Below are 15,005 nucleotides of genomic sequence, written 5' to 3'. Positions count from 1 at the left end.
TAAGGCAACCTTACGGCCGGCATTTTATGCCGACAGAAGCGCATTTCCGTCCTCCGAAAGCCTCCTCCCTGCGCCGCAATGCGGCTCGTCGTTCCATAAATTTACCCACGCATTCGTCGCGTGTAACGCCCTAAATTATCTATTCCTTCCATAAGTCTGATTTATGGAAGGATACGGATTGCGCCCGATGCAGGGGCGCAGTCCTCATCGTCCCTTCCAGATGGGATCACGTTTTTCCGCGAAGGCGCGGGCGCCCTCGAGCTGATCTTCGCTGGAATAGAGAATATCGACCGTGCGGAACTGCCGCTTGGTGATCTTGTTCATGGTCGCCTGGAAGGTCTCGCCCTCGGCGGCGCGCACCACTTCCTTGATGGCGGCATAGACGAGCGGCGGGCCGCTTTCGAGCAGGCGCGCCAGTTCCCAGGCGCGGTCTAGCAGTTTGTCCGCCGGGAGGATCTCGTTGACGAAACCCCAGCGGTGCGCCTCCTGAACGTCCAGCCAGCGGCCAGTCAGCAGCATGTCCATGGCGATGTGGTAGGGGATGCGCTTCGGCAGCTTGATCGAGGCGGCGTCCGCCACCGTGCCGGAGCGGATTTCCGGCAAGGCAAAGGTCGCGTGTTCAGCGGCGAGGATCAGGTCGGTGGAGAGCGCGATTTCCAGGCCCCCGCCGCAGCAGATGCCGTTGATCGCCGAAATGATCGGCTTGTTGAGGTCGCGCAGTTCCTGCATGCCGCCGAACCCGCCGACACCATAGTCGCCGTCGACGGCATCGCCGCCGGCAGCAGCCTTCAGGTCCCATCCCGGACAGAAGAATTTCTCCCCCGCGCCGGTGATGATGGCGACACGCAGGCTTTCGTCGTCGCGGAAATCCGCAAAGATCTTGCCCATGATGCGGCTGGTCGCGAGATCGATGGCGTTCGCCTTGGGACGATCGATGGTGACTTCGAGAATGCCGCCCTCGCGGCGCTGTGTTATCGGTCCGGTCATGGATTTTTCCTCAGACGGATCAGGGCATCGGCTGCGACGACACCGTCGCCTTCCGGCAGCACCATGATGGGATTAACGTCCAGTTCTTCGATTATTGAAGCGTTTGAAACGACATAGGATGCCGCTGATGCGACGGCCGCGACAAGAGCGCCGATATCGCCCTTCGGCGCGCCGCGGTAGCCGGCGAGCAGTTTTGCGATCTTGAGGCTGGCGATCGCCTCCCGGATCGCCTTTTCGTCGGTCGGCAGGGTCAGGATCGCGGAATCCTCGAGCAATTCGACGAGGATACCGCCGGCGCCGATGGTGAGGACAGGCCCGGCGACCGGATCGCGCATCGCTCCGACGATGAGTTCGGCGACGGGTTTTCCCACCATCTTTTCCACGAGGAAACCGGAGGCGACGTCCGCCATGGTTTTTGCCGCGGCCAAAACGGCTGCGCGGTCCGCAAGGTTCAGCTTGACGGCGCCGGCCTCGGTCTTGTGCGCGACGCCGAGGCCCTTCAACACGACCGGGAAGCCGAGTTTTTCCGCGGCATCGGCGGCGGCCTCTGCCGTTTCTGCGGTAAGGCCCTTTGGAACGGCAAGGCCATGGGCGGCGAGCGCCTGCTTGGCCTCGTGTTCGGTGAGCGTGGCGGTTTCTCCTTCGCCGGCCGTGGTCTTGAGCAGCGGCGCGGATTGCGGCCGTGCCCAGGCTTCGCCGATACCGGCGGCGGCGTCGGCGGCGGCAAGCGCCTCCTCGATGCCGTAGAAGGGCACGACGCCGTTCTGCATCAGCATTTCGGCGGTTTCCTCCGGCATGTTCTCGCCCATGCTGGCGACGATGCCGGCATGGGCGCCCGTGGCCTTGGCGGCGTCGATGACGGCGTGGCAGGTGGTGATCCAGTCGCTCGCGTCGCAGCGGTCGAGACGCGGGAAATCGAGCACGACGAGGTTGAGGCCGTAACCCCCTTCCATCATGGTGGTGAAGGCAGCAGTCTGTTTTTCGCGGTTGCCCCAGACGAAGGTGTGGTAGTCGAGCGGGTTGGAGATCGTCACCATCTGGCCGAGCGTTTCGCGCAGCGGCTGGCGCTGGACATCCTTCAGCGGACGGTAGTTCACCGTCCGCTTCACGCCGGCGTCGGCCATCAGCGAGGCTTCGCCGCCCGAGCAGGACATCGAGGAGATGTCGAAGTTCGGCAGGGGGCCGGCGACATGCAGCAGTTTCAGCGTTTCCAGAAGCTCCGGCAGCGTCTCGACGCGGCCGATGCCGAGGCGGGCGAGGAGGGCCGAGGAGACGGCGTCGTTGCCGGCAAGCGAGGCGGTGTGTGAGACGGTGGCGAGCTGCGCCTGTTCCGACTTGCCGACCTTCAGCGTGACGACGGGTTTTTTCAGCTCCCGCGCGCGCTGACCGAGGCGTTCCAGCGCTTCGAGGTTGTCGAAACCCTCGATATGCAGGCCGACGGCGGTGACGCGCGGGTCTTCCAGCACCGCGCAGGCGAGGTCCGCAAGGCCGGTCTGCGCCTGGTTGCCGGCTGTCAGGATATAGGCGAGCGGCAGGCCGCGCTGCTGCATGGAGATGTTGCAGGCGATGTTGGAGGATTGTGTGAGGACGGCGACGCCCTTTTCGATGCGCAGCATGCCGTGCTGGTCGGGCCAGAGCAGGGCGCCGTCCAGCATGTTGATGAAGCCGTAGCAGTTCGGCCCGAGGACCGGCATGTCGCCGGCGGCCTCCACCAGCGCCTTCTGGAGGTCATCGCCATCGGAAAGCTCGCTGACGGCCTCGCGGAAACCCGAGGCGTAGCAGACGGCCCCGCCCGCGCCGCGCGCCGAGAGGTCCCTGATGATGCCGATGGTGAGTTCCCGGTTGACGCCGACGAAGGAGGCGTCCGGCGCGCCCGGTAGGTCGGCGACGGAGCGGTAACATTTGCGGCCGAGGATTTCGTCCTCGCGCGGGTGCACGGGCCAGATGTCTCCGGAAAAACCCATCTTGTCGCACTGGAAGATGACCCGCCGTGCCTCCTTGCCGCCGAAGACGGCGATGGATTTCGGGCGGATGAGGCGGTCGAGGGGGCGGGTCATCGCGATGCTCCGCTGCCGGGCAAAACCCCTCCCCAACCCCTCCCCACAAGGGGGAGGGGCTTACGCCGCCGCGCCCGCCCGTTTTCTTCAAGGACGCTGCTGCCGGCAGAGCCGGTGCGATGAGACGAGGCAGGGCGGCAGGTTAAGTCCCTCCCCCTTGTGGGGAGGGGTTGGGGAGGGGTGTTGGGCACCTTGCTCATCTCACGCCCCCAGCGGCCGGAGCAGGTCGCGGCTGATGATGTGCCGCTGGATTTCCGAGGTGCCGTCCCAGATGCGTTCCACGCGGGCATCGCGCCAGAAGCGGGCGAGGGGCAGGTCGTCCATCAGGCCCATGCCGCCAAAGATCTGGATCGCCTCGTCGGTGACGCGGGCGAGCATTTCCGTGGCGTAGACCTTTGCCGAGGCGATCTCGCGGTTGGACGGCAGGCCCTGGTCGAGCCGCCAGGCGGCCGACAGCGTCAGGAGGTCGGCGGCGTCGATCTCGGTGATCATGTCGGCGAGCTTGAAGGAGACGCCCTGGTTGGCGCCGATCGGCTTGCCGAACTGCTTGCGCTCGGCGGCGTAGTTGAGCGCGTAGTCGAAGGCGCGGCGGGCACGGCCGACGGAGGTGGCGGCGACCGTCAGGCGTGTCGCGTAGAGCCAGTCGTTGGCGATGTCGAAACCCTTGTGCACCTCGCCGAGGATCTGGGACGAGGGCAGGCGGCATTCGTCGAAATTGAGGATGCAGTTCTTGTAGCCGCGGTGCGAGACGGACGTGTAGCCGTCGCGGATCTCGAAGCCGGGCGTGCCGCGGTCGACGAGGAAGCAGGTGATCAGCTTCTTCTTGCCGCGCGGCGTGTCCTCCTCGCCCGTCGCGATGAAGACGATGACGAAATCGGCGATGTTGGCGTGACTGATGAAGTGTTTGGTGCCGTTGACGATCCAGTCGTCGCCGTCCTTGCGAGCAAAACATTTCATGCCGCGCACATCGGAGCCGGCGTCCGGCTCGGTCATGGCGAGGGCGTCGAATTTTTCGCCGCTGACGGCGGGCAGCAGATAGCGTTCGCGCTGCTCGTCGTTGCAGGCCATCAGGATGCCGGAGGGGCGGCCGAAGAAGACGGTGAGCGCCATCGAGCCGCGGCCGAGCTCGCGCTCGACCAGGGTGAAGGAGGTGTGGTCGAGGCCGGCGCCGCCGACTTCCTCCGGCATGTTGCAGCCGAAGAAGCCGATTTCCTTGCACTTGCGCGCGATCTCCTGGCCGAGTTCCGGCGGCACATGGCCGGTGCGCTCGACCTCGTTTTCGTGCGGATAGATTTCCGTTTCGACGAAGGCGCGGACCGTGTCCACGATCATCTGCTGTTCGTCGGTGAGTGCGAAATTCATGGTGTTCCCTCGTTTTTCTTGGTTTGCCCCTCATCCGGCTACCGCCACCTTCTCCCCGCACGCGGGGAGAAGGGTATGCCGCACCGGTTTCCTCCATTCCCAAGCCTGCTTGTGGCAGGTCCCCTCTCCCCGCGTGCGGGGAGAGGGTTAGGGTGAGGGGCAGCTTTACTGCGCTTTCTTCTGCCCGACGTGCCGCCCAGCACCCTCCGGTGCCGCCAGCTTGGCATGCGCTTCCATGATTGGCGCGATCTTCGCCAGCACCTCGGCCGGCGCATCGACGCTCTTGCCGGCCTTACTGTCGACATGCAGCACCATCTGCTCCGCCGTCGCGATGACGTCGCCGGTCGCGGCGTCATGGATGCGGGTGAAATAGTGCATGCGCTTGGTGTCGGAGGCGAGCATCTGGAGCGTCGTGTAGAGCGCCTGGCCGAGCTTGGCTTCGCCGAGATGGCGGATGTGGGTCTCCACCGTGTAGTAACTGTGGCCGGCCTCGACATAGTCGAAATCGACGCCGACCAGCCGCAACAGCGCGTCGGTCGTGTCGCCGAAGAGCTGGAGATAACGGTGCTCGGTCATGTGGCCGTTGTAATCGACCCAGGCGGCGTTGACCTTGGTATCGACGAGGTGCAGCGGTTCGCTCGTGGAAACCTCGACCTTGGCCTTGCCGGCCTTGGCCCAGAGATGCTTTTCGAACTCGGCGAGCAACTTGCCCGAACCCCAGCCGCGGCCGTCGTCGCCGGCCTTCAGGGCGTGCATGATGCCGACGAGGTTCTGGTCGCGGATGCGCTCCAGTTCGCGGATGCCGCGGGCGCCGGATTGTGCATCGGACTGGTCGGCGATCTTTTCGACCAGCGCGTCGTCGAGGTCGACGACGTCGGTGAGTTTCGTCCAGGGCCAGGAGAGGCAGGGGCCGAACTGGGCGAGGAAGTGGCGCATGCCCGCCTCGCCGCCGGCGATGCGATAGGTCTCGAACATGCCCATCTGCGCCCAGCGCATGCCGAACGAATAGCGGATCACGTCATCGAGCGTTTCGGTGTCGCAGATGTCGTCCTTGATCAGCCAGAGGCCCTCGCGCCAGACGGCTTCCAGCAGACGGTCGCCGACGAAAGCCTCGATCTCCTTGTTGATGATGACGCCCTTCATGCCGATCGGCGCAAGCTTGGCCTTGGCGTCTTCGAGCACTGCGCGCGAGGTCTTCTCGCCGCCGACCAGCTCGGCGAGGGGCAGCAGGTAGACGGGATTGTAGGGATGCGCCACGAACAGGCGTTCGGGGTGCTTCATGTCGCGCTGGAGATCGGTCGGCATCAGGCCGGATGTGGAGGAGCCGATCAGCGCGTCGGGTTTTGCCGCCGCGTCGATCTTCGTCAGCACGCCGCGCTTCAGCTCCAGCCGCTCGGGCACGCTTTCCTGAATCCAGTCAGCGTCTTCTACCGCTTCTTCCAAGCTCTTGCAGAAGGTGATTTTGCCCTTCGGCGGCAGCGGGGCCATGGTGAGCATGCCGTAGGCGCGCTCGGCATTGGCCATGACTTCGCCGATGATGCGCTCGGCTTCCGGATGCGGATCGAAAATCTTCACATCGATGCCGGCGAGCGCGAAACGCGCCACCCAGGCGCCGCCAATGACACCGCCGCCGACGCAGGCTGCCTTGTTGATGGTGGTCATGCTGTCCGTTCCCTCATGTTCTTTTCCGTGTGCACGGTTTGCTTGCCCCGCATCCGGCTGCCGCCACCTTCTCCCCGCAGGCGGGGAGAAGGGAAATGCCGCGCCGCGTTCCTCCATCCCGACCGTTCGGTTTGGCAGGTCCCTCTCCCCGCTTGCGGGGAGAGGGCTAGGGTGAGGGGCAGCCCGGTCCGTCAGCCCCGAGGCGCACGCTTCGTTAGTTTCAGCTTTTCGCGCACTTCGGCCGGGCCGATGACCCGCGCGCCCATGCTTTCGATAATGTTGACCGCCTTGTCGACGAGCTGCGCATTGGTGGCGAGCTGTCCCTTGCCGACATAGAGATTGTCTTCAAGGCCGACGCGGACATTGCCGCCGGCAAGCACGGCTGCAGCCGGATAGGCCATAGCGTTGCGGCCGATCGAGAAGGCGGAGAAGGTCCAGTTGGATGGCACATTGTTGACCATCGCCATGAAGGTGTTGAGGTCGTCGGGCGCGCCCCACGGAATGCCCATGCAGAGCTGGATGAGCACCGGGTCCTCGATCACGCCTTCCTCGACGAGCTGCTTGGCGAACCAGAGATGGCCGGTGTCGAAGGCCTCGATTTCCGGGCGCACGCCGAGATCGGTCATCATCCGGCCCATAGCGCGCAGCATGGACGGCGTGTTGGTCATCACGTAATCGCCGAGCGAAAAGTTCATCGTGCCGCAATCGAGCGTACAGATTTCCGGCAGGCATTCGGCGACGTGGGATACGCGCTCGGTGGCGCCGACCATGTCGGTGCCATTGGGGTTCAGCGGCAGCGGCTGCTCGGTGCCGCCAAAAATCATGTCGCCGCCCATGCCGGCGGTGAGGTTGAGGACGACGTCGACTTCCGCGTCGCGGATGCGCTCGGTCACTTCGCGGTAGAGGTCGTTGCGGCGGCTCGGCGCGCCGGTTTCCGGATCGCGCACATGGCAGTGCACGACGGCGGCGCCGGCCTTGGCGGCCTCGATCGCCGATTCGGCGATTTGTTTCGGCGAGCGCGGCACATGGGGGGATTTGCCGGCGGTGTCGCCGGAGCCGGTGACGGCGCAGGTGATGAAGACGTCGCGGTTCATCGCAAGGGGCATTGTCGTTCTCCCAGTATTCTCGTTGGGGCCATTACGAGCCAAAAGCAGACGCAACGCTTTCACTTTTCGGATCCATCCTTGACAATTTGAGAGATCAACGGACAAGCTTCCGCCATGCTCGACCCCTCCGCCGACACACTCGACATCGACATCCTCGTTCTGCCCGAGACGAACCTCATCCTCGTCGCCTCGGTCATCGAGCCGCTGCGCGCCGCCAACCGCATTTCCGGCCAGGCGCTCTACCGCTGGCGGATTTTTTCGCCTGATGGGGCGCCGGTCGAGACGCGCAGCCGCATTCCCGTGCCGGTCGACGGCCTGTTCCGGCCGGAGAAGGAGACGCATCCGCTCTTCGTGCTGTCCTCCTATCAATGGCAGATGAGTGCGACGCCTCTGTTGCGCCGCCAGCTTTCGCAGACGGCGCGCCACCGCAGAATGATGGCCGGTATCGAATCGGGGAGCTGGCTGCTCGCCGAGGCGAGCCTGCTCGACGGCCATTCCGCCACCGCCCACTGGGAGGACATGGAGGATTTCGCCTCCGCCTATCCGCAGATCGGCGTGGTGCGCGAACGCTACGTCATCGACGGAAAGCGCATCACGACCGGCGGCTCGCTGCCGACACTCGACCTGATGCTGGAGATCATCCGCCGCCGGCAGGGCTATTCGCTGGCGCTCGAAGTGTCCCGGCAGTTCATCTACGAGCACGAGCGCACCGGCGGCCTTTTACAGGTGCCGGCGCTCGGCAACATGCGCGTCGCCGACCAGCGCGTCAGCCAGGCGGTGCGGCTGATGGAGGAGACGGTGGAGGCGCCGCTGACGCTGGCACGGCTGGCAAAACGCGTCGGCATCAGCGCCCGCCATCTCCAGGATCTTTTTCAGGAAACCATGGGCGTCGCGCCGCACCAGCACTATCTGGCGCTGCGCCTCAATGCCGCCCGGCGCAAGGTCATCGAGACCAAGACGGAGTTCGCCGACATCGCGGCGCTCACCGGCTTCAACTCCTCCTCCGCCTTCTCGCGCAGCTACCGCGCGCACTACCATGAAAGCCCGACAGAGACGCGGCGGCGGCTGCGGGCCGGGGCGAAAGGTTAGGGTTTCGTCAGAAGTCCCAGCATCGTCTCCGCGGCCTTGCGGGAGAGGGCGTCGCGCGGCCAGACGAGGCTCAGCGATTGCTGGTAGGCGGCATCGAGCGGCAGCAGCACCGGCGGCGGGTTGATGTTGGCGACCGAGTGTTCCGGCAGCACGGAGAGATGGCCGTGGTCGAGCACGAGGTTGATGATGACGGGGATCGAATCCACCTCGACCAGCGTCAGGCGGCCGCGTTCGGCCGGGGAAAGCGTCGCTTCGAGGAAGCGGTCCGTCATCTGGCGCAGGCCGCTGCGCGGGCTCGGCACGGCGATGGGGTAGCGGCCGAGCAGCGTGGAAAAATCCATGGAACCATCAAGCCCGCGCGGGCCGGCGAGCGCCAGTTGCGAGCGGCCGATCAGGCTGCCCTCGAATTCGGCGGGGTAGCGGTCGGTGTCGAGCAGGATCAGGTCAAACCGGCGGTTTTTCAGGCCCGAGACCAGTTCGTCCGCCGTCGTCGAGGAGAGGAAGAGCGGTTGGCGCGGCCGCGCCGCGCGCCATTCCACGGTGAGCCGGGCGAGCATGGCGGCGATCTCGCTTTCATGGCCAAAGGGAATGACCGCGCCGAGCCGCCAGGTGGCGGCGCTGCGGCGGAACCGTTCGGCCGAGGCGGTAAAAAGCAGTTCCCAGGCCGCGCCGATGCGTTCGGCGAGCGCCAGCGCCTCAAGGCCGGCGGGCGTGCAGCTTATGCCCGTCGCCGAACGGTCGATGAGCTTGCAGCCGATCGCGGCTTCGAGATGGCTGAGCTGCCGCGTGAGCTGCGGCTGGCCGAGGCCGAGGCTTTTGGCGGCGGCGTTGATGCTGCCGGCCCGAGCCGTGGCCGTGAAGCGGGCGAGGGCGGAAAGCGAGACGGCCGGCATGGTTTTTACGCCGCCGAGGGCGGCGAGCGCTACGGCGGCGGCGGCAATCTCGGCAAAGCGCGGCAGGCGGGCTTCGGCGTCGAGCGTCGGCACCAGCGCCTGCCCGTCGCGCCGCACCAGCGGCACGGAAAGCACCGCCTCCACCCGGCGCAGCGCCGCGCTGGCGCTGGAGGCGGGGCGCCCTTCTGCCGCGGCCGCCCTGCGGATGCCGCGTTCTTCGAGAATGCTGTGCACAAGGCGAAGCGTGGATAGATCCACGGGCGGGTCCTTCAGTCTGTTCCGTCTGTTCGACCTATAGCATGAACCGTACGGATTCTGGGATATGGGTTCGGCCCGCGTTCCGCATAACATCCGTATTCAGTTTTTATGCATCCCGGACAGATGCGTTTCCCGGGATTGCTTTTGAAACAGGCTTTTTGAAAATGCTCGCTTCCGCCGATACGCTCTATCTCACCGGCCAACCGCTCGACTTCGCGACGCTCGAAGCGATCGGCACCGGCGCGCGACGGCCGGTCGCCTGCGAGATCGGCATGGGCCGCGTCGGCACCGCCCGCCGCATCGTCACCGACCGCCTCGCCACCGGCCTGCCGATCTACGGCGCCAATACCGGCGTCGGCTCGATGAAGGACAAGCTGTGGACGGCCGACGACCTCGTCGAGTTCAACAACAACCTGGTAAAGGCGCATCATTTCGGCACCGGCGAACCCTTCTCCCTGCCGATCGTGCGCAAGGCGATGGGCATCCGCGTCAACACGGCGCTCGGCGGCTATTCCGGTTGCAGCCCGGAGCTGATCGACGCCTTCCTTTCGCTGCTTGAACGGGATGTCGTGCCTGTCGTGCGCCGGCATGGCTCGATGGGCTGCGCGGATATCGGCCTGATGGGCCAGATCGCGGCGGTGCTGACGGGCGAGGGCGAGGCCTGGTATGGCGGCGTGCGCCTGCCGGCCGCCGAAGCCTTGAAGCGCGCCGGCCTGACGCCCTATCGCATGCAGCCGCGCGATGCGCTGGCCGCCCTCAGCGTCAACGCCATCTCGCATGCTGCTGCCGCCAATGTGGTGCGCGAGGCGGCCAAGGCGATCCGCAACCTCATGGTGACGGGCCTGCTGTCGTCGCTGGCGCTCGGCGCCTCGGCCGATCCGTGGCGGGTCGCCGCAAGGTTGTCCGCCCATGGCGAGGCGCTGGCCGGCACCTGGTTCGAGGCGCAGGCCTCCTCCGGTCATTGGCCAAAACCCTCGGCGATCCACGATCCGCTCAGCCTGCGCATGACCGCCCAGGTGTTCGGCGCCTGCCTCGATACGCTGATGAACGCCGCCGAGCGCATCGTCGAGGCGACGGCGCAGTCCGACGACAATCCTGTCGTGCTCGACAATGTCGTGATGGCCTCCGGCGGCTCGCTGCCGCTCTCCACGACGCTCTATGTCGAGGCGGCGCAGACGGGGTTCGCCCATCTCGCCCGCAACGTCCTGAACCGCTGCGTGCTGCTTGCCAACGGCGTGCGGCGCAACCTGCCGGTCAATCTCGTGGCGCCCGGGGAGACCGCGACCGGCTTCGGCCCGCTCCTGAAACTCGCCGTAGAACTCTACATGCGCATCCAGTCTCTGGCGGTGCCGATCTCGGCGCAGTCCATCGTCGTTGCCGGCGGGCTGGAGGAGGAGGCGACCTTCCTGCCGCTCATCGTCGAGCGCATGGAAAGCCAGGTGCGGGACCTGCGCCAGCTCGCCGCGCTCGAAGCCATGCTGTCCGCCCAGGCGATCGACCTTGCCGGCGACAATGTCGAGGGCGTCGTCGCCATCGCCTACCAGCGCACGCGGGCGATCAGCCCGATCTATCGCAAGGACCGGCCGCTTTCGGCCGAGATCGAAGCGCTCGACCGCGATCTCGCCAGCCCCGAGGCGCTCGCCGCCTTCGTCGAGGCGGCGCCCATGGCGCAGTTCGACGGCTTCTTCGCCCTCAAACCCTGACGGAGATTTTTGCTATGGCCGATTTCGATCTCGTTCTCAAAGGCACCGTCGTTCTCGCCGACCGCATTGTCGAGGGCGGCCATGTCGCGGTGCGTGACGGCAAGGTGGCGCATGTCGGCCAGGGCGCGATGCCGGCGGCGAAGGAGCGGCACGATCTTTCCGGCGCACTGATCCTGCCCGGGGCGATCGACGCGCAGGTGCATTCACTCTCGCAGAAGAACCAGGAGGATTTTGTCTGGTCGACGCGCTCGGCGGCGGCCGGCGGCGTCACCACCATCGTCGACATGCCCTATGACGAGGGCAATCTCGTCTGCTCGGCGGAGGCGGTGAAGATCAAGATCGATCATGCCTCGCCACAGGCGCGCGTCGATTTCGCGCTTTACGGCACGGTCGATCCGGAAGAGGGGCCGGCGCGCATCGCCGAAATGGTCGAGGCAGGCGTCGCTGCCTTCAAGTTCTCCACCTTCGGCACGGACCCGAAGCGTTTTCCGCGCATTCCCGCCGCGCTTCTCGAAGATTGTTTCCGCGCCATCGCCCCGACGGGCCTGACGGCCGGCGTGCACAACGAGGACGACGAGGCGGTGCGGGCGGCGATAACCAAGGTGAAGGCCATGGGCATCACCGATTACCGCGCCCACGGCCTGTCGCGCCCGCCGCTGACGGAACTGCTCGCCTCCAACCAGATTTACGAGACCGGCGCCGAGACCGGCTGCCCGGCCCATGTGGTGCATTGCTCGCTCGGCCGCGGCTACGAGATTGCCGCCGCCTACCGGGCCCAAGGGCACCGCGCGACCATCGAATGCTGCATCCACTACCTGACGCTCGACGAGGAGAACGACGTCGCGCGGCTCGGCGGCAAGGCGAAGATCAACCCGCCGATCCGCCCGCGCGCCGAGGTGGAAAAGCTCTGGCGGCATGTCGCGGAGGGCAATGTCACGCTGGTCTCCACCGACCATGTGAGCTGGTCGGAGGACCGCAAGACCAATCCGGATATGCTGGCGAATGCATCGGGCGTGCCGGGGCTGGAGGTCATGGTGCCGCTCTTCGTCAAGGGCGCGCTGGAGCGCGGCATTCCGCTGACCCGCGCTGCCGAGCTGATGACGCTGAACCCGGCCCGGCATTTCCGGCTGGATCATGTGAAGGGTGCGCTGGAGGCCGGCAAGGATGCCGACATCACCGTGCTCACGCCGGAACCCTACAGCTATGACGCGGCGGCGAGCGGCCACAACGTCGTCGGCTGGTCGCCCTATAACGGCATCCGCCTGCCGTGGCGCGTCTCGGCGACCTATCTGCGCGGCAAGCTCGCCTTCGACGGCAAGGCCGTGCTCTCCGAGCCCGGCGCCGGCGCCTTCGTGCGGCCGCTGCCGACGCTCGTCTCCGCGAGGGTCTGACCATGGCCCGCGCCACCAATCTGCCGGTCGATCCCGCCCGTATCGGGGATGTGATCGACGGGCTTGCCCGGCTCACCGAGCCGGGCCGGCCCTATACGCGGCGAGCCTTTACCGCTCTGTTCCCGGCGGGGCGGGATTTTCTTGACGAAAAATTTCGGGCGGCCGGGCTCGAAACACGCATCGATGCCGCCGGCAATCTCATCGCCCGGCGGCCGGGCAGAAAACCCGGCCTCGGCACGATCATGCTCGGCTCGCACTCCGACACGGTGCCGGATGGCGGGCGCTACGACGGCATTGCCGGCGTGGCGGTGGCGCTGGAAGTGGCGCGCGCGCTCGCCGATCAGGGCATCGACCTGGACCATGATCTTGAGGTCGTCGATTTCCTCGCCGAGGAGGTCTCGATCTTCGGCGTCTCCTGCATCGGCAGCCGCGGCATGGCCGGCGTGCTGCCGCAGGACTGGTTTTCGCGCGAGAGCGGCGGGCTGACGCTGGAACAGGGCATTCGCGATGCCGGCGGCGATCCGGCGCGCCTGCAGGCGGAGGCGCGCAAGGATATCGCGGCCTTCCTCGAACTGCATATCGAGCAGGGGCCGGTGCTGGAGACCGAAAAGCTCGATATCGGCGTGGTGACGGCAATCGCCGGCATCACGCGCATTGAGATCGTCGTCGAGGGCCGGGCGGATCACGCCGGCACCACGCCGATGGGCAGCCGCGCCGATGCGCTGGCCGCCGCCGCGCGGCTGGTGACGGATATCGAGGCGCTGGCGAAATCGCTTTCCGCGGGGCCGGGCCATTTCACGGCGACGGTCGGCGAATTCTCCATCGAGCCGAACGCCGCCAATGTTGTGCCCTCCCGCGCGCGTCTCCTGATCGATGCGCGGGCGGAGCACCGGACGGCGATGGATCTCTTTGCCGCCTCCGTCGATCAATTGGCCGAGCAGGTCGCGCGGGAGACGGGCACCGTCATCGCCCCGCCGCGCCGCATCTCCGACAACATGCCGACGCCGGGCGACCCCTTGCTGCTCGACGTGCTGGACGCGGCCTGCGAAACGGCCGGCGCCAGCCATCGCCGCATGGCGTCGGGCGCGGGGCACGACACGGCCTTCATGGCGAAGGTGACGCGCGCGGCGATGATCTTCGTGCCGTGCCTTGGCGGGCGCAGCCATGCGCCGGAGGAGTTTGCCGAGACCGACGATATCGCGCTCGGCGCGGCGGTGCTTTTTAACGCGGTGATTCACCTGGATAAGACATTGAGTCAGGAGGACGTCTGATGGGCCGGATTTTAAAGGAAAAAGACGTCGAGGCGGCGGTCAAGGGCGGCTCGGTCTATGCCGCCGGCGGCGGCGGCTGGGCGGACCATGGCCGCATGCTCGGTTATGCCGCGGTGTCGATCGGCAAGCCGGAGCTGGTCTCCATCGACGAACTCTCCGATGACGACTGGGTGGCGACCGCCGCCGCCATCGGCGCGCCGGCCTCGACGACGCCCTGGGAAATGCGCGGTGTCGACTATGTGAAGGCCGTGGAGCTTCTGCAGGAGGCGCTCGGCGAAAAGGTTTCCGCGCTGATGGTCGGGCAGAACGGCAAGTCCTCGACGCTCAACGGCTGGCTGCCCTCCGCCATCCTCGGCACCAAGGTGCTCGATGCCGTCGGCGACATGCGGGCACACCCGACCGGCGATATGGGCTCGATCGGCATGGCCGGCTCCCCGGAGCAAATGATCCAGACGGCCGTCGGCGGGAACCGCGAGGAGAACCGCTATATCGAGCTCGTCGTGCGCGGCGCGACGGCAAAGGTCTCGCCGATCCTGCGCACCGCCTCAGACATGTCCGGCGGCTTCATCGCCTCCTGCCGCAATCCGCTGCGCGCTTCCTATGTGCGCAAGAATGCGGCGCTCGGCGGCATCACGCTGGCGCTGGAACTCGGCGAGGCGATCATCGCGGCGGAAGGCAAGGGCGGTTCGGCGATCATCGATGCCATCGTCAGGACTACGGGCGGTTCGATCCTTTCCGAAGGAGTGATCACGGGCAAATCGGTGGTCTACACCAAGGAAGCCTTCGACATCGGCACGGTGACGATCGGCAAGGGCGACAGCGCCTCGGTGCTGCATGTGATGAACGAGTACATGGCAGTGGAATCGGCCGGAGGCAAACGCCTCGCGACGTTCCCCGATGTCATCACCACGCTGTCGCCGGAAGGCGAGCCGCTCAGCGTCGGGCAGCTCGATGTCGGCATGAGGGTTTTCGTGCTGCATGTGCCGAAGACGATCATCCCGCTCGCCTCCAGCGTGCTCGATCCGACCGTCTATCCCTCCGTAGAGAAGGCGATGGGGATCGATCTCGTGAGCTATGCGCTGGCCTGATGGGTCGGTGTGCAGGTGACACCCCCCTCTGCCCTGCCGGGCATCTCCCCCACAAGGGGGGAGATTGGCCAGACGCAACGGCATCTCACCATTTGCTACGTTGTGATGGTCGAGAGGGTGCAGCAATTCGATCTCCCT

At 66.3% G+C, this 15,005-nt stretch carries 11 protein-coding genes; 5 read left to right on the top strand and 6 right to left on the bottom strand.

All coding sequences use genetic code 11. From position 1 onward, the window contains the following. Positions 1 to 204: 204 nt before the first annotated feature. The 5 genes from K0P03_RS11970 to K0P03_RS11950 form a co-directional block, all read right to left on the bottom strand. A complete protein-coding gene (locus tag K0P03_RS11970; protein WP_272789689.1) occupies positions 205 to 987 on the bottom strand; it encodes a carnitinyl-CoA dehydratase in 783 nt (260 codons plus the stop codon). Next, positions 984 to 3,044, bottom strand: coding sequence for an acetate--CoA ligase family protein (locus K0P03_RS11965; protein WP_272789688.1), 2,061 nt, complete (start codon positions 3,042 to 3,044; stop codon positions 984 to 986). The genes K0P03_RS11970 and K0P03_RS11965 overlap by 4 nt, the downstream gene beginning before the upstream one ends. A 201-nt stretch (positions 3,045 to 3,245) precedes the next feature. Continuing rightward, positions 3,246 to 4,406 (bottom strand): acyl-CoA dehydrogenase family protein, encoded by a 1,161-nt coding sequence (locus K0P03_RS11960; protein ID WP_272789687.1) that lies wholly within the window; start codon positions 4,404 to 4,406, stop codon positions 3,246 to 3,248. Between the two features lie 165 nt (positions 4,407 to 4,571). Continuing rightward, entirely contained in the window at positions 4,572 to 6,068 is a 1,497-nt protein-coding gene (locus K0P03_RS11955) for a carnitine 3-dehydrogenase (RefSeq protein ID WP_272789686.1), read from the bottom strand. A gap of 191 nt (positions 6,069 to 6,259) precedes the next feature. Then, positions 6,260 to 7,174, bottom strand: a complete 915-nt coding sequence (locus tag K0P03_RS11950) for a 3-keto-5-aminohexanoate cleavage protein (protein WP_272789685.1) — start codon at positions 7,172 to 7,174, stop codon at positions 6,260 to 6,262. Between the two features lie 114 nt (positions 7,175 to 7,288). Here K0P03_RS11950 and K0P03_RS11945 point away from each other — a divergent pair, with 114 nt between their 5' ends. Continuing rightward, positions 7,289 to 8,263, top strand: coding sequence for a GlxA family transcriptional regulator (locus tag K0P03_RS11945; RefSeq protein ID WP_272789684.1), 975 nt, complete (start codon positions 7,289 to 7,291; stop codon positions 8,261 to 8,263). On the opposite strand, the gene K0P03_RS11940 is transcribed toward K0P03_RS11945, so the two are convergent. Continuing rightward, on the bottom strand, positions 8,260 to 9,414 hold the full coding sequence (locus K0P03_RS11940) for a LysR family transcriptional regulator (protein ID WP_272789683.1): 1,155 nt from the start codon (positions 9,412 to 9,414) through the stop codon (positions 8,260 to 8,262). The two genes, K0P03_RS11945 and K0P03_RS11940, sit on opposite strands and share 4 nt — an antisense overlap. A 164-nt stretch (positions 9,415 to 9,578) precedes the next feature. Between K0P03_RS11940 and K0P03_RS11935 the strand changes: the two genes are divergently transcribed. Genes K0P03_RS11935 through K0P03_RS11920 form a run of 4 tightly spaced genes read left to right on the top strand, consistent with a single transcriptional unit; the run spans position 9,579 to position 14,867 of the window. Further along, on the top strand, positions 9,579 to 11,117 hold the full coding sequence (locus K0P03_RS11935; protein ID WP_023514196.1) for an aromatic amino acid lyase: 1,539 nt from the start codon (positions 9,579 to 9,581) through the stop codon (positions 11,115 to 11,117). A 14-nt stretch (positions 11,118 to 11,131) separates the two neighbouring features. Continuing rightward, positions 11,132 to 12,508, top strand: coding sequence for a dihydroorotase (locus tag K0P03_RS11930; protein WP_272789682.1), 1,377 nt, complete (start codon positions 11,132 to 11,134; stop codon positions 12,506 to 12,508). Positions 12,509 to 12,510: 2 nt separating this feature from the next. Next, the gene (locus K0P03_RS11925; protein WP_272789681.1) at positions 12,511 to 13,779 is read left to right on the top strand and encodes a Zn-dependent hydrolase; all 1,269 of its coding nucleotides are present in this window, start codon (positions 12,511 to 12,513) and stop codon (positions 13,777 to 13,779) included. Then, positions 13,779 to 14,867 (top strand): DUF917 domain-containing protein, encoded by a 1,089-nt coding sequence (locus K0P03_RS11920; RefSeq protein WP_272789680.1) that lies wholly within the window; start codon positions 13,779 to 13,781, stop codon positions 14,865 to 14,867. Before K0P03_RS11925 ends, K0P03_RS11920 begins: the two co-directional genes overlap by 1 nt. Positions 14,868 to 15,005 lie beyond the last annotated feature (138 nt).

This window comes from Shinella sp. HY16 (assembly GCF_028534175.1).
Classification (GTDB): Bacteria; Pseudomonadota; Alphaproteobacteria; order Rhizobiales; family Rhizobiaceae; genus Shinella.
This window is presented reverse-complemented; position numbering and strand designations above follow the sequence as displayed.